The following is a 14442-nucleotide window of genomic DNA, read 5'->3' as shown; positions in this document are numbered from 1 at the left end:
GCGGGCCGCCTATCTGAACTTCCGCAGGCCTCTTGGTCCTTGGCGACCCGAGCCAGCGCGTTTGCCCAGCCAGTCCTTCCAGTCGGGCCAGTTGCGACGACGTCCGCCGCCGTCGGCCCATTCCGGCCCGTTCTCGGCGTTGAAGACTGCGATATCGGCGAGGCCGCCTTGTTTGAAGCTTTGCAGCTTGACGCCCTTGCCTCGTCCCATCTCGGGCAGTTCAGCAAGAGGGAAGATCAGCGTCTTGATGTTCTCGCCGATGGTCGCGACGTGATCGCCGGTCACTCGCAGCACCGCCAGCATTTCGCCGTTCAGCACCTGCTTGCCGCCGCGCTTCTGCGCCAGCGTGTCGTCTTCCGGTGCGATGAAGCCGTATCCGGCCTTTGATGCGATCAGAAGCTTGCCGCCCGGCTGATGCGCCAGGACGTTGATGATCTCGGCCTTCTCGTCCAGATCGATCATCAGGCGCAGCGGCTCACCATGGCCGCGTCCGGACGCCAGCTTGTCCGCGCCAATGGTGAAGATACGGCCGTCCGAGGCCGCCACCAGCAGCTTGTCGGTCGTATAGGCCGGGACGAGGTAGGCAAGCTGGTCGCCTTCCTTGAACTTCAGCTCCGACGGATCCTCGACCTTGCCCTTGGCCGCGCGAATCCAGCCGCGTTCCGACAGGATAACGGTGATCGCCTCGCGCGGGATGAAGGCCTCGGGCGCGACGAAGGCGGACGTGTCCACCGCCTCGGCGATTGTGGTCCGGCGCGGCGAGATCAGCGCCTTGCGCACGGCCTCCAGTTCTTTGGAGATCGCCTTCCACTGCTTGCCTTCAGACGACGTCAGCGCCTTCAGGTTGGCAAGTTCTTCGGACAGGGCGTTGAATTCCTTTTCGATCGTCATCTCTTCCAGACGCGCCAACTGACGCAGTCGGGTGTCGAGGATGAAGTCGGCCTGAACCTCCGTCAGGCCGAAGCGCGCGATCAGGACAGCCTTGGGCTGCTCTTCCTCGCGAACGATGCGGATCACTTCGTCCAGGTTTAGGAAGACGATGCGCAGGCCTTCCAGCAGGTGCAGGCGCTTCTCGACCCGCTCGATCCGCCATTGTGAACGCCGGTTCAGCACCTCGCGCCGGTGATCCAGGAAGGCACGCAGGCAGTCTTTCAGACCCATGACGCGCGGCGTGCCGCTGGCGTCCAGCACGTTCATGTTGATCGGGAAGCGGACCTCCAGATCGGACAGTTTGAACAGGCTTTCCATCAGCATTTCAGGCTCGATGGTGCGGTTCTTGGGCTCCAGGATGAGGCGGATGTCTTCGGCCGACTCGTCACGAACATCACCCAGCAAAGGCGCCTTCTTGTGCTCGATCAGGTCCGCCAACGCCTCGATCAGACGCGACTTCTGCACCTGATAGGGCATTTCGGTGACGATGATCCGCCACACGCCGCGCCCCAGGTCCTCGGCCTCCCAGCGCGCGCGCAGACGCACCCCGCCCCGCCCCGTTTCATAGGCATCCAGGATGGAGGCATGACCTTCAACCGCAACGCCCCCGGTCGGGAAGTCGGGGCCGGGCACATGCTGGACCAGGTCCTCGGTCGTCGCGTCCGGCCGCTCCAGCAGCAGTTGGCAGGCGTCGATCAGTTCGCCGACATTGTGCGGCGGGATCGAGGTGGCCATGCCAACCGCGATGCCGGACGAACCATTGGCCAAGAGATTTGGGAAGCCAGCGGGCAGGACGATGGGCTCTTCGTCCTGATCATCGTAGGTGGGCCGGAAATCGACGGCGTCCTGATCGATGCCGTCCAGCAGCAGGACTGCGGCGGGCGTCAGCTTGCACTCGGTGTAGCGCATGGCCGCGGCGCTATCGCCGTCGATGTTGCCGAAGTTCCCCTGTCCGTCGACCAGCGGATAACGCTGGGCGAAATCCTGGGCCAGGCGCACCAGGGCCTCATAGATCGAGGCGTCGCCGTGAGGGTGGTATCCGCCCATCACCTCGCCGACGACCTTGGCGCATTTGCGCGCCGCCGCCTGCGGGTTCAGCCGCATCTGATGCATGGCATATAGGATGCGCCGGTGCACGGGCTTGAACCCGTCACGCACGTCCGGCAGCGCGCGGTTCGTGATGGTCGACAGGGCGTAGGCCAGATAGCGGCGGCTAAGCGCCGTCTCCATCGGTTCGTCGATGATGCGGCCGCCTTCCGGCGGCGGGGCGTGGATCGTCATGGCTCTGCGAATCGGGGATCGGAAGCGGGAAGTCTAGCCCGTAAGGCGCCAGATTGGGGGATAAGCGCGCTGGGGAGTCACCAAACCGCTCCGCCGTGCGTATGTGAGTGACACACTCTCGTCAGGCCGCGCCATGATCCTGTTCCTGCTGTCCTATCTCGCCGGCGTTCTGACCATCGTCAGTCCCTGTATCCTGCCGGTTCTGCCCTTCGTCTTTGCGCGGGCGGATCGGCCGTTCATCCGCAACGGTTTGCCGTTGTTGGTCGGCATGGCTGTGACCTTCGCGGGCGTGGCGACGCTGGCGGCGCTGGGCGGCGGCTGGGCGGTTCGGGCCAATGAGGTCGGGCGCTGGATCGCCCTGGCCGTCATGGCGGTGCTGGGCGTCAGCCTGCTGTTTCCGGCCGTGGGCGATCGCCTGATGCGGCCGTTCGTGGCGGCGGGGTCCTGGCTGACCGATCGCGCCGAGCGTCAGGGTGGCGATCAGGGCGACGTGCGCTCATCCCTGCTGCTCGGCGTCGCGACAGGACTGCTTTGGGCGCCGTGCGCCGGACCTATTCTGGGCGTGATCCTGACGGGCGCAGCGCTTCAGGGCGCAGGCGTCGGAACGACGGTTCTGCTGCTGGCCTATGCAGCAGGCGCGGCGACATCACTGGGTCTGGCCCTGCTGGTGGGCGGCCGCGTGTTCAAGGCCATGAAGGGCGCGTTGGGCGTCGGCGAATGGGTGCGGCGCGGCCTGGGCGTTCTGGTGCTGATCGGCGTGATCGTGATTGGCCTGGGTGCGGACACGGGACTGTTGACCCGGATTTCGGCCGCCAGCACGGGCCGGATCGAACAGGCGCTGCTGGGTGGGATCGGGCGCGGCATGCCGACGAACCAGGCCCCGGCCGATCTGGCCAATCTGCCCGTCGAAGGGGTGATGCCGCCGCTGACCGGGGCGACGACCTGGATCAACACCCCGCCGCTCACGACCGAACAACTGAGGGGCAAGGTGGTGGTCGTCGATTTCTGGACCTACTCCTGCATCAACTGCATCCGCTCCATCCCCTACGTCCGCGCCTGGGCCGAGAAGTACAAGGACCAGGGTCTGGTGGTGATCGGCGTGCACACGCCCGAGTTCGCCTTCGAGAAATCCGAGGCCAACGTCCGCCAAAACGTCCAGCGCCTTGGCATCACCTATCCGGTCGCCATGGACAATGAGTTCGCGATCTGGCGGGCGTTCAAGAACCAGTACTGGCCCGCCCACTATTTCATCGACGCCAAGGGGCAGATCCGTCACCACCACTTCGGCGAAGGCGACTATGCGGGCTCCGAACGCGTGATCCAGCAACTTCTGAAGGAAGCGGGCGCCGCGAACGTCGCCAGCAACGTCGTCACAATCCAGGCCCAGGGCGCAGAGGCCGCCGCCGACATGGCCCGGGTCGAATCGCCGGAGACCTACGTCGGCTATGGCCGCGCCGACAACTTCCGCTCTCCCGGCGGCCTGGCCAACGACGTGATCAAGGACTATGTCGCCGCGCCGCTGAAGCTGAACGATTGGAACCTGTCGGGCCGCTGGCGCGTGACGCGTGAGCATGCCGACCTGCAGACGGCCGGCGGCCGTATCGCCTTCCGCTTCAAGGCGCGTGATCTCCATCTGGTCATGGGCCCCAGCAAGCCGGGCGCACCCGTCCGCTTCCGCGTCCGGATCGATGGCGCGGCGCCGGGCGCCAACGCCGGCAGCGACATCGACGCCCAAGGCCTTGGCCGGGTCGACGGCGAGCGGCTCTACCAGCTGGTCCGTCAGACGGGCGCGGTGCGCGAACGGACGTTCGAGATCGAGTTCCTGGATCCCGGCGTTCAGGTCTTCGCCTTCACTTTCGGCTAGAGCCGACCAGCGTCGCCCAGCTTGTCCAGCATCCACACGCGCGCAGGCGGCAGGGGCTTGTTCTGCGGATGAAACACGAACTGTTCGAGGAAATGCCCCGTCAGGTCGAACCCGGCCCGGACGTCGCCCTCGATCAGACCGGATTGGGCGCCCAGCATAAAGGGCGGCAGGGTCAGCATCTTGTCGGCATAGGGTGCGCCGGCGTCGCGGCTGACCGCCCGGCCCGTGCGAGGGCTGACGTAGATCAAGTCGTCGGCGGTGCCGGTCGCAGCGCATTTCGACAGATCCAGGCCAAAGCCCAGATCTTCAAGCAGGCCAGCTTCGAACCGCACAAAGATCGCTGGCCAGACCGCCGGCATCTCGAACGCCGCCATCAGCGCCTCGAACGCCAAAAAGACGCCGGGATGCGGTTCACGCTCCGGCAACGCGCCTTGCGTCACGCCCGCCGCCGCCGCCAGCCCTGTCAGCGCCAAGGCGTCGTCGAAGAGGGCGCTGGGCCCCTCGCCTACCGGCTCCAGCCGCACCGCGCCGAGGTGATCCGAAGTGCGGGCGCGGTAATCGGCCACGACCCGCGCGCCCGCCTGCAGGAACGGCTTCATCTTGCGCGATGCTCCGCCCGCCACATAGGCCGACCGCCGGCCGTGATTCTCGGTCAGCAGATCGACCACGGCGCCCGTGTCGCCGTGACTGCGCGCCGACAGGACGAACGCCTCTTCGTGGAAGTCCATCAGTCCGCCGGACCTAGGGCGATCAGCCCGACCACGCTCTTGGCCTTGTCGTTCGGCACGGTGAAACTGAGCACATATTGCTCGATCTTCCAGCCATCATCTGTCAGGCGCAGCACCCCTGAGCCTCGCGTCAGGCCATAGGCGTCGTTGTCCAGCAACTCATCGAACCAGACGATGCAGCGGCAATCGCCCGGCACCAAGGTCGCCACCCGGTCATGCGGGCGATAGGTCCAGCCTTTCCCTTGCGAGAAATAAGGCGTGGCATAGACGCGAAACTGAGCCAGCGACCAGCGCTCGGTCGCATCCGTGCCGATGAACCGGGCGTCAGACGTGAACAGATCGAAATAGGCGTCGCCGTCCGCACGCGAAGCCGCCGCGTGCATTCGGTCGAGAACGGCGCCGGCGTCGACGAAGGGATCGCCTGCGGCCTGCGTCGACGAAGCGGAAAGGACAAGAGCGGCAAAAAGAGCGATCATGGGTCTGTTCTACTCCTGTTCTCCTCGCCGGGAAACAGTCGGATGCCTCAGCGCGCCAGTGTCGTCGGAAACTCGTGACCCAAGGCTTCGGCCATGGCCTGCTGGCTGACCAAGAAGACCTGGTCGCGCAGGTGATAGTTGTTGGACAGGACAATCACCGTGACGTCGGCGTCCGGCTGATAGAGCATCAGGTTGCGGAACCCGCCCCAGCTGCCGGTGTGATAGATTTGACGGTCTTGGAAGCTGGGCCGTACCTGATCGCCCAGACGGTTGGCGAAGATTCCGAAGCCCCAGTCGCGGCGCGGATGGCTGCGCTCATTCGGCTTGGTGTCGGCCGGCGCGTGGTCGGCCAGCATCTGCTGATAGCTGGCGGGGATCAGCAGGCCGCCGCGGTGCAGCGCCCGTTGCCAAACCAGCAGATCGTCCAGCGTCGAATAGACCGCGCCGGCGCCCGCTACGATGGAGGTGTTGGCGTTCGGCTGGGCTGCCAGGCCGCCGGGGAAGTTGGCATAGCCCATGATGACGCCGTGATCGCCGCCATCGAGATCAAGCCCGCTATCCGTCATGCCGAGAGGCTTGAAGAAGGTCTCGCGCATATAGGTCTGGAAGGGCTTGCCGCTGGCTTTTTCGACGATGGCGGCGGCCAGGTTGAAACCGGCGTTGTCGTACTGAACCTTGGCGCCCGGCTCGAACTGAAGACCGAACCGCTTTGAGTCCTCGGTCAGTTCGTCCAGCGTCGCCGGCGTCGTGCGGCGCATGCCCCAACCGGGCCGCGCCATCAGGTCGGGAATGCCCGACGTATGCGACAACAGATGGGTGATACGGATCGGCGCCCAAGCCTGCGGACAGGGCTGGATCCATTTGCAAACCGGGTCGGAGACGTTCAGCTTGCCCTCGTCCTGAAGCTTCAGGATCGCCGTTGCCGTGAACTGTTTGGAGATGGAGGCCAAGCGGAAGCGCGAGCCCAGCGCCAGCGGCTGGTCTTGCCCATAGTTGGCCTTGCCATAGACCTGGCGGAACAGAACCTTGTCGCCCTTGGCCACCAGAACCGCGCCCATGAAGCGGCCTGAAGCGGCCTCGCGATCCAAGCGCGCGGCCAGTTGCGGCAGGTCCTGAACCACGACCACGGGCGGTCTCGGCGGCGCATCGGCGCGCTCGGTCGCCAGTTCCACATCGGTCTTGGGGGCCACGGCCGTGGCGATGCCGCCCCAGACCGCGCCGCCGAGAATCAGCGCCCCAACGACGCCCAGAACGATCCGGGGATGCCCCCCGGCGGTACGCGGCACATCAAACACAGGAATTCAGACGTCGAAATCTAGACCGAACTGGGCATAGAGGGCGCGGCTGTCCTGCCACTTCGGATCGACCTTGACGGTCAGGAACAGGTGCACCTGACGGCCGAGGATTTCATTCAGCTCCTCGCGCGCCTTCTGGCCGATCCATTTCAGCGTCTGGCCGCCCTTGCCCAGGATGATGGGCCGCTGGCTCTCGCGCTCGACATAGATGGTCTGTTCGATCCGGGCCGAGCCGTCGGTGCGGTCCTCGAAACTGGTGGTCTCCACCGCCGCAGAATAGGGCAGCTCTTCGTGAACGCGCAGATAGACCTTCTCGCGCGTGATCTCGGCCGCCAGCACGCGAACCGGCACGTCGGCCGCCTGGTCCTCGGGATAGAGCCAAGGCCCCTTGGGCATAGACAGGGCCAGACGCTGCTTCAGGTCCTCAACGCCGTCGCCGTTGGCGGCGGAGATCATATAGACCTCGGAATAGACGCCGCTCTCGAACAGCTTCTGTGACAGGGCCAGAAGGGTGTCGCGGCGCATGCCGTCGATCTTGTTCAGCGCCAGAACAACCTTGGTCCCGGTGGCCTGCAGGTTGGCGATGATGGTCTCGGTGTCCTCGGCCGAGCGACGATCGGCCGCCGTGCCCTCCCGGCCTTCGGCGTTGATGTGGGACTGGGCGTCGATCAGGTGAACGACGATGTCCGCATCTTCCGCGCCGCCCCAGGCTGAGGCGACCATGGCCCGGTCCAGGCGACGACGCGGCGTGAAGATGCCAGGGGTGTCCACCAGCACGATCTGGGCGTCGCCTTCCATGGCGATGCCGCGCACGGGAAAGCGCGTCGTCTGCACCTTTTGCGTGACGATCGAGACCTTGGACCCGGTCAGCCGGTTCACCAGCGTGGACTTGCCGGCGTTGGGTGCGCCGATGATGGCGGCAAAGCCTGCGCGCTGGTTTTCGAAATCGGTCAAATGACGCCTTCACGTTTGAGGAGAGCCGTTGCGGCCGCCTTCTCCGCCTCCTGACGCGAACGCCCCTGTGCGGTCAAGGGCCGCACGCCATCAACCTCGACCTCGACCGTGAAGGTTGGCGCATGATCCGAACCCGTCCGATCCGCCACGCGATAGGTCGGCAGCGGCCGGCCCTGCCCTTGCGCCCACTCCTGCAAGGCGGACTTGGGATTGGTCACGCTGCGGGACGGCGGCGCCGCCAGTTCGTCGGACCAGGCCCGTTCGAACACGGCCTTGGCCGCATCCAACCCGCCGTCCAGATAGACAGCCGCCAATATGGCCTCGACCGCATCGGCGATGACGCCGGCTTTGCGGCGCCCGCCGGTCTTCGTCTCGCCGGGCGAGAGCCGCAGCGCAGGCCCCACGCCCAGCGCTTCACCAACTCGGGCGCAGGCGCCCTTGTCGACCAGGGCGTGCAAGCTGGACGAGAGTTGGCCCTCGTCCGCCGTCGGAAACTGGGCCGACAGGCGCTCGGCGACCAGCAGACCCAGCACCCGGTCGCCCAGGAACTCCAGCCGCTCGTTGTCGCGTGGACCGTGGATGCCGACGGGTGCTCCCTCGCCCACACTGGCGTGGGTCAGGGCGCGCTCCAGCAGGGCCTTGTCCTTGAACCTGTGTCCCAGGCGCGTTTCCAGCGCCGCAACCGCTTCGGCTCTCAGATTGGCCATCAGTGAAGGACGTTGAAGAACCGGTCGAGCCGCACGTTGAACCAGCTGACCGGGTTCCACAGCGACGAACCGGGCTTCCACGAGAACAGGATGATCTGCGCCTTGCCGACCAGGTTTTCGGCCGGGACCATGCCCACGCCGCTGGACTGTTCGACGCGGCTGTCGATCGAGTTGTCGCGGTTGTCGCCCATCATGAAGTAGTGGCCAGCCGGGACCTCATAGACCGGGGTGTCGTCCAGATCGTTTCCGGGACCGAAGTCCTGGGTCATGAAGCTCTTACCTTCCGGCAGGGTCTCGCGGACCTCCGTCACCGGGCGCGGGCCGAAGATGTCGTTGATCTCCTGCTCGCTGACCACGACGTCCTGCACGGGCTTGTCGTTGATATACAGCTTGTTGGCGATCATCTGAATGCGGTCGCCGGGCAGGCCGATCACGCGCTTGATGAAGTCGGTCTTGTTGTCGCGCGGCAGTTTGAACACAACGATGTCGCCACGCTTGGGTGCCGAGCCCATGATCCGGCTATCGAACAGCGGCGGGCTGAACGGGATCGAGTGCTTGGAGAAGCCATACGACCACTTGGAGACGACGATATAGTCGCCTTCGTACAGGTTCGGCTCCATCGAGGCCGAAGGGATGGTGAAAGGCTGGAACAGGAAGATCCGCAGCACCATCGCGATCAGCAGGGCGAAGACAATGGTCTTGAAGATTTCGCCGGTTTCGCCGGCCGCCGAGGTCGCCTTGTCGCCGCCCTTGGGCGTCTTGGCATAGACCGTCTGGTTCGCCGTTGTCGGCTCCTGCACCGACTTGACCGGAGCGTCCGCCTCCGAGGCCGCAAATCGTTCTTCGGGGGTGGCGTCGCGATTGGCGTCGTCGGGCTTTTGGTCTTCGCTCATGCGATCAGGCATCCTCGCCGCGTCCGCGCGGTCATCGCGCACGCCTATAACCTGATTACGACTGCGGCAAGGCTTCGATCACCACGAAGGCGAGCGCATAGGGATGTTCGTCGCTCAGCGTCAGGTGGATTTTCGCCTCGTGCCCGGGCGGTGTCAGACGCGCCAGATGCTCGGCCGCATGGCCGGTCAACGCCATCGTCGGCTGCCCCGAACGCAGGTTCACCACCCCCATGTCGCGCCAATAGACATCGGCCCGCATACCTGTCCCCAGGGCCTTGGCGCAGGCCTCTTTGGCGGCGAACCGTTTGGCGTAGCTCCAGGCCGGGTCCGGCTTCCGGTCCGAGCGGGCGCGTTCCAACTCGGTAAAGCAGCGGGTCTTGAAGCGATCCCCAAACCGATCCAGCGACGTCTGGATGCGACGAATGTCCGACAGATCCGCGCCGACGCCGATGATCATGCCGCATCCATCGCAGCCCGCATCCGGCGGATCGCCCCGTCCAGGCCGATGAAGATCGAGTCGCCGATCAGGAAATGGCCGATGTTCAGCTCGCGGATTTCCGGGATCGCCAGCATGCGCGGAGCCGTGTCGTAATCCAGCCCGTGGCCCGCATGGACCTCCAGGCCCAGGATGTCGGCCTGGGCGGCGGCGGCGGCAAGGCGTTCGAACTCGACCTCCCGCTCTGCCGGATCGGTCAGGTGGCAGTAGCGGCCGGTGTGGAACTCGACCACCTGGGCGCCGACGGCGGCGGCGGCCTCGACCTGCGCTTCGGACGGTTCGATGAAGAGGGAGACCCGGATGCCGGCGCCCGCCAACGCCTTGACCACAGGCGTGATGCGCGCCTCCTGACCGGCGACCGCCAGACCGCCTTCGGTCGTGACCTCTTCGCGCCGCTCTGGCACCAGACAGGCGGCGTGCGGCCGGTGGCGCAGAGCGATGGCCAGCATCTCGTCCGTCACCGCCATTTCCAGATTCAGCGGCTTGCCAGCGCGGGCGCAAAGAGCGCTCAACACATCGATGTCAGCGTCGGTGATATGGCGGCGGTCTTCGCGCAGGTGCGCAGTGATTCCGTCGGCGCCAGCCGCCAGCGCCGCCTCGGCCGCGCGCGCAGGATCGGGATGCGTCCCTCCCCGCGCATTTCGCACCGTGGCGACGTGGTCGATGTTGACTCCCAGCCTGACCCGTTCGCGCATGGCTCTACTTCGACAATCTGCGGCTGCCGGGATCTTCCACCGGAAGCGCGGCCAACTCTTGAGGCAGAGCATCGGCTGGGTAAGCGGGCACGTCCAGCGACGCCAGGGCGATCAGCGGCACGCCCACATCCGCCTTGCCGCCCGAGCGATCGACGATACAGGCGGCGGCGATCACCTCGCCCCCGGCCGCCTGGATAGCGGCGATGCATTCGCGCGACGACAGGCCAGTCGTGACGATGTCCTCGACCATGACGACCTTCTCGCCCGGCTCGACCGAGAAGCCGCGACGGAGTTTGAACGCACCGCCTTCGCGCTCGACATACATCGAACGGACCTTCAGGTGTTTGGCCGTCTCGTAGCCGGGTATGATGCCACCCACGGCCGGCGAAATGGCGACATCGACAGGGCCGACCGTGGCTGTGATCTTGTCCGCCAGCGCCTTGCACAGGCGCTCGCATCGCGCGCCGTCCATGAAGACCAAGTTCTTCTGCAGGAAGACCGGGCTGTGCAGACCCGACGACAGGACGAAATGGCCTTCGCGCAGGGCGCCGGCGTCACGGAACTCGTTGAGGACGTCTTGGGTGTTCATGACAGGGTTCTAGACCCGGATCGCGCGCGGATGAACCCTCCGGCGACGCTTCATTCGATGTTTTCGTTCGGCCGCAGCCCGCGCGCCAGAAGTTCGGCCCAGACGCCCTCCGCGTCCTCGGCGAATCCGATCAGATTTAGGTCGGAGGCCGCGATCATTCCATGTTCGACCAGGGCGTCGAAACCGATCACCGAGGTCCAGTAGGCCTTGTCCACCAGAACGACCGGAACCGGCGGCGCCTTGTTCGTCTGGCGCAGGGTCAACATCTCGAACATCTCATCGAATGTGCCGAACCCGCCGGGGAAGACGACCAGCGCATTGGCTCGCATCGCCAGGTGCATCTTCCGCATCGCGAAATAGTGGAACAGGAAGGTCAGTTCCGGCGTCGAATAGGCGTTCGGCTCCTGCTCGTGCGGCAGGATGATATTGAACCCGACGGAGGGCGCACCGGCGTCCACGGCGCCGCGATTGGCCGCCTCCATGATGCCCGGTCCGCCGCCGGTGGCGATGACGTTGTCGCGCGGCTCGCCCACGGAACCCCGAAACGCCCCGCCCCGCTCGGACGCCAATCGACCAAAAGCGCGCGCCTCGTCATACCAACGGTGCCCTTCGCGGATGCGAGCGCTGCCGAAGACGACGATGGTCGAGCGCACGCCCCAGGCCCTCAACCCCTCCTCGGGCTTGGCGTATTCCATCAGGAACCGCACGCCGCGCATCGAATCGCCCAGCAGGAAGTCCTGATCCATCGCCGCCATGCGATAGGACGGCGAGGCCATCTGCGCCGCGTTCGGCTTTATCGGGTCGCTCATTCGCCCCGCGCACGCTCGACGGAATCGACCGACGGATTGGCCCTCAGCGCCGCCATGATCATGGTCGCATGCTTGGCGTCTTCGACCTCGACATCCACGTCCACGTCGAAGAAGTCCTGCTGACGGTGCGCCATCGACAGGTTGATGATGTTGCCGCCAGCCTCGCCGATCAGGGTCGTGACCTGACCCAGCACGCCCGGCGCATTTCGGATCGTCGCGCGAATACGGGCGGCGGCGACCGCGTCCGTTTCGGCCTGAGGGGTCCATTGCAAATCATGCCAGACCGAATCATCATCGGCGAAGGCGGCCAGGGTCTGGCAATCGATGGTGTGGACGGTCAGGCCGGATTCCGGCTCCAGAATGCCCACGATCCGGTCGCCCGGAACGGGCGTGCAGCATTGACCGAAATGCACCGAGACGCCGGGCGTCAACCCCCCGCCGCGCACGAACAGCCGCGCCTTATCGCCCTCGATGCGCTGCTTCTCAGGCCCGGCCTTCAGCCTCCCCTTCAGCGCGGGGAACAGGATTTCGGCCGCCGTCGTCGGCGACAATCGTCCGCGTCCTAGGCCTTCGAAAAGATCGTCATCGCTCGCGACCGCCAGCAGTTCCAGAACCGGCTTCAACGACACCTCGGTCAGCGTCTTGTCGACGCGGCCCAGGGTCTGATCCAGCGCCACGCGGCCCAGCTTGATGAACTCTTCGCGCTCGGAGGTGCGGATATGGCGGCGAATGGCGGAGCGCGCACGACCCGTGACCGTCAGACTGCGCCAGTCGGCAGGCACTTCGCGTTTAGAGCCGCGGATGATCTCGACCACGTCACCGTTCTGGAGCGGCGTGCGCATGGGCTTCAACTCGCCATTGACCTTGACCCCCACCGCCGTGTCCCCGACCTCGGTGTGGACAGCATAGGCGAAGTCCAGAGGCATTCCCCCGCGAGGGAGGGTGACCAGCTGCCCCTTCGGCGTGAAGACGAAGACCTGGTCCAGATACATTTCGAGCTTGGCGTGCTCGACCCAGTCTTCGCCGCCCTCGCCGTGCTCGATCACCTGAACCAGGTGGCGCAGGTTCTGAAGCGGGTCACGCCCGCCGCCTTGCTCCATCGCCTCGCGGTCGAAGCCGTAGGATTGGTTCTTGTAGCGCCAGTGGGCGGCGACCCCGTCCTCGGCGATCCGATCCATATCCTCGGTGCGGATCTGCATCTCAATCCGCAGACCACGGGGGCCCACGACCGTCGTGTGCAACGAGCGATAGTTGTTAGACTTGGGCGTCGAGATGAAGTCCTTGAACCGCTCAGGCACCATCGGCCATTCGCGGTGGATCACGCCCAGCGCGCGGTAGCAGTCGTCCTCCGCCTCGACGATAACGCGGAAGCCGTAGATGTCGGACAGGGACGAAAAGCCGACCGACTTGCGCTGAAGTTTGCGCCAGATCGAATAGGGCGTCTTCTGCCGGCCATAGACATTGGCCTTCAGGCCAGCCTCGGACAGGACGCGCTCGACCTCGCTCGCCACGCCGTCGATGGCGCGACCGTGCTCCAGCTTCAACGCTTCCAACCGACGCTCGATGGCGGTCTTGGCCGTTGGGTTCAAATGGGTGAAGGCCAGCTCTTCCAGTTCTGACGCGATCGAGTGGATGCCGATCGACCGTCCCAGAGGCGCATAGACTTCCAGCGTTTCGCGGCTGATCCGCTCGCGCTTCTCCGGCTTCACGAACTGGAGCGTCCGCATGTTGTGCAAACGGTCAGCCAGCTTGACCAGCAACACCCGCACGTCACGGCTGATGGCCAGGATGAACTTGCGCAGGTTCTCGGCCTGGCGCGTGTGTTCCGCCTGAAGCTCCAACCGCGACAGCTTGGTCACGCCCTCGACCAGGACGGCGACCTCTTCGCCGAACATGCCGGCGATGTCATCGCGCGTCGCGGACGTGTCCTCGACGACGTCATGCAACAGGGCGGTGACGATGGTCGCGGTGTCGAGCTTATAGTCGGTCAGTATGCCCGCGACCTGAATGGGGTGGGCGAAATAGGGATCGCCCGAGGCTCGCAACTGCGAGCCGTGCATCTTCATCGCATAGACGTAGGCGCGGTTCAGAAGCGCTTCGTCGGCGGTAGGGTCATAAGCCTTGACGGCCTCGATCAGCTCAAACTGACGAAGGATCGGCGCGCGCTTGGGCTGCGGCGCCGGATCAACGAGCGCCGTCTGAAGGTCGTTTTTGTTTGCAGCTTGGGGCGCCGGCGAAACCGTCTCGGTCCGCGCCGGCAGGATAGTGACGCCAGGGGCTCCTTCGGGCGTCAGTACCGCTCCTCCTGACCGCCGTCGCGGTCGCTTTGCAGGGCGCGGATCAGCTCCGCTTCGGCCATATTCATGTGCTGCGGCGAAGCCAGCAGGGCGACCGTTTCCGCCTCGTCCTCGGCTTCCGTCCGCTCATCGACGCGTTGCAGCGTGGTGATGATGGTCTCGCGCAGTTCGTCCGGCACGACAGTGTCGTCGGCGATTTCGCGCAGGGCGACGACAGGGTTCTTGTCGTTGTCGCGGTCGATCGTCAGGGCGGCGCCATTGGCGATGCTGCGGGCGCGGTGGCCAGCCATCAGCACCAGACCAAAGCGGTTCGGAACCTTCTCGATGCAGTCTTCGACGGTGACGCGGGCCATGAAATTCCTCGAACGCGGGGGAGAACCGCGTCAAATACAGATGAGGACGGCTTTTTGCAACGCTACAGGGGCGGA

At 65.5% G+C, this 14442-nt stretch carries 14 protein-coding genes; 1 reads left to right on the top strand and 13 read right to left on the bottom strand.

Annotation, left to right across the window (positions count from 1 at the left end):
- Positions 1-9 precede the first annotated feature (9 nt).
- Positions 10-2211, bottom strand: coding sequence for a DNA topoisomerase IV subunit A (gene parC / locus HNP47_RS02850; RefSeq protein WP_184278221.1), 2202 nt, complete (start codon positions 2209-2211; stop codon positions 10-12).
- A 133-nt stretch (positions 2212-2344) separates the two neighbouring features.
- Between parC and HNP47_RS02845 the strand changes: the two genes are divergently transcribed.
- Complete coding sequence (locus tag HNP47_RS02845) at positions 2345-4075, top strand: cytochrome c biogenesis protein DipZ (protein ID WP_184278219.1); 1731 nt, start codon at positions 2345-2347, stop codon at positions 4073-4075.
- Here the strand turns inward: HNP47_RS02845 and recO are convergent.
- From recO to rpoZ, 12 genes are all read right to left on the bottom strand, one after another.
- Positions 4072-4803, bottom strand: coding sequence for a DNA repair protein RecO (recO, locus tag HNP47_RS02840; RefSeq protein WP_039245096.1), 732 nt, complete (start codon positions 4801-4803; stop codon positions 4072-4074). The two genes, HNP47_RS02845 and recO, sit on opposite strands and share 4 nt — an antisense overlap.
- Entirely contained in the window at positions 4803-5279 is a 477-nt protein-coding gene (locus tag HNP47_RS02835) for a nuclear transport factor 2 family protein (RefSeq protein WP_184278217.1), read from the bottom strand. Before HNP47_RS02835 ends, recO begins: the two co-directional genes overlap by 1 nt.
- A gap of 47 nt (positions 5280-5326) precedes the next feature.
- Entirely contained in the window at positions 5327-6565 is a 1239-nt protein-coding gene (locus HNP47_RS02830; protein WP_311770010.1) for a serine hydrolase domain-containing protein, read from the bottom strand.
- 15 nt (positions 6566-6580) lie between these two features.
- The gene (gene era, locus HNP47_RS02825; RefSeq protein WP_184278213.1) at positions 6581-7528 is read right to left on the bottom strand and encodes a GTPase Era; all 948 of its coding nucleotides are present in this window, start codon (positions 7526-7528) and stop codon (positions 6581-6583) included.
- Positions 7525-8235 carry a ribonuclease III gene (gene rnc, locus HNP47_RS02820; RefSeq protein WP_184278211.1) on the bottom strand — a complete coding sequence of 237 codons (711 nt, stop codon included), beginning with the start codon at positions 8233-8235 and terminating at the stop codon, positions 7525-7527. The genes era and rnc overlap by 4 nt, the downstream gene beginning before the upstream one ends.
- On the bottom strand, positions 8235-9128 hold the full coding sequence (gene lepB, locus HNP47_RS02815; protein WP_184278209.1) for a signal peptidase I: 894 nt from the start codon (positions 9126-9128) through the stop codon (positions 8235-8237). The genes rnc and lepB overlap by 1 nt, the downstream gene beginning before the upstream one ends.
- 55 nt (positions 9129-9183) lie before the next feature.
- Positions 9184-9585, bottom strand: coding sequence for a holo-ACP synthase (gene acpS, locus HNP47_RS02810; RefSeq protein WP_184278206.1), 402 nt, complete (start codon positions 9583-9585; stop codon positions 9184-9186).
- Entirely contained in the window at positions 9582-10319 is a 738-nt protein-coding gene (locus HNP47_RS02805; protein ID WP_184278204.1) for a pyridoxine 5'-phosphate synthase, read from the bottom strand. The genes acpS and HNP47_RS02805 overlap by 4 nt, the downstream gene beginning before the upstream one ends.
- Positions 10320-10323: 4 nt before the next feature.
- Positions 10324-10908 carry an orotate phosphoribosyltransferase gene (gene pyrE, locus HNP47_RS02800; RefSeq protein ID WP_184278202.1) on the bottom strand — a complete coding sequence of 195 codons (585 nt, stop codon included), beginning with the start codon at positions 10906-10908 and terminating at the stop codon, positions 10324-10326.
- Between the two features lie 50 nt (positions 10909-10958).
- The gene (locus HNP47_RS02795) at positions 10959-11717 is read right to left on the bottom strand and encodes a TIGR00730 family Rossman fold protein (protein WP_184278200.1); all 759 of its coding nucleotides are present in this window, start codon (positions 11715-11717) and stop codon (positions 10959-10961) included.
- Complete coding sequence (locus HNP47_RS02790; protein WP_184279080.1) at positions 11714-13873, bottom strand: bifunctional (p)ppGpp synthetase/guanosine-3',5'-bis(diphosphate) 3'-pyrophosphohydrolase; 2160 nt, start codon at positions 13871-13873, stop codon at positions 11714-11716. Before HNP47_RS02790 ends, HNP47_RS02795 begins: the two co-directional genes overlap by 4 nt.
- Before the next feature lie 134 nt (positions 13874-14007).
- Positions 14008-14367: a DNA-directed RNA polymerase subunit omega gene (gene rpoZ / locus HNP47_RS02785; RefSeq protein ID WP_017504892.1), complete on the bottom strand. Its 360-nt coding sequence runs from the start codon at positions 14365-14367 to the stop codon at positions 14008-14010.
- Positions 14368-14442 lie beyond the last annotated feature (75 nt).

The sequence above is a fragment of the Brevundimonas vesicularis genome (assembly GCF_014204545.1).
In the GTDB taxonomy this organism is placed as follows: domain Bacteria; phylum Pseudomonadota; class Alphaproteobacteria; order Caulobacterales; family Caulobacteraceae; genus Brevundimonas; species Brevundimonas vesicularis_B.
The sequence above is the reverse complement of the archived record's forward strand: the minus strand, read 5'-3'. Positions and strand labels throughout refer to the sequence as shown.

What these genes read in the sequence shown, in the direction of transcription:
- parC (WP_184278221.1), bottom strand. Translation starts at nt 2,211, where the DNA reads ATGACGATCCACGCCCCGCCGCCGGAAGGCGGCCGCATCATCGACGAA.
- HNP47_RS02845 (WP_184278219.1), top strand. Translation starts at nt 2,345, where the DNA reads ATGATCCTGTTCCTGCTGTCCTATCTCGCCGGCGTTCTGACCATCGTC.
- recO (WP_039245096.1), bottom strand. Translation starts at nt 4,803, where the DNA reads ATGGACTTCCACGAAGAGGCGTTCGTCCTGTCGGCGCGCAGTCACGGC.
- HNP47_RS02835 (WP_184278217.1), bottom strand. Translation starts at nt 5,279, where the DNA reads ATGATCGCTCTTTTTGCCGCTCTTGTCCTTTCCGCTTCGTCGACGCAG.
- rnc (WP_184278211.1), bottom strand. Translation starts at nt 8,235, where the DNA reads ATGGCCAATCTGAGAGCCGAAGCGGTTGCGGCGCTGGAAACGCGCCTG.
- lepB (WP_184278209.1), bottom strand. Translation starts at nt 9,128, where the DNA reads ATGAGCGAAGACCAAAAGCCCGACGACGCCAATCGCGACGCCACCCCC.
- acpS (WP_184278206.1), bottom strand. Translation starts at nt 9,585, where the DNA reads ATGATCATCGGCGTCGGCGCGGATCTGTCGGACATTCGTCGCATCCAG.
- HNP47_RS02805 (WP_184278204.1), bottom strand. Translation starts at nt 10,319, where the DNA reads ATGCGCGAACGGGTCAGGCTGGGAGTCAACATCGACCACGTCGCCACG.
- pyrE (WP_184278202.1), bottom strand. Translation starts at nt 10,908, where the DNA reads ATGAACACCCAAGACGTCCTCAACGAGTTCCGTGACGCCGGCGCCCTG.
- HNP47_RS02795 (WP_184278200.1), bottom strand. Translation starts at nt 11,717, where the DNA reads ATGAGCGACCCGATAAAGCCGAACGCGGCGCAGATGGCCTCGCCGTCC.
- rpoZ (WP_017504892.1), bottom strand. Translation starts at nt 14,367, where the DNA reads ATGGCCCGCGTCACCGTCGAAGACTGCATCGAGAAGGTTCCGAACCGC.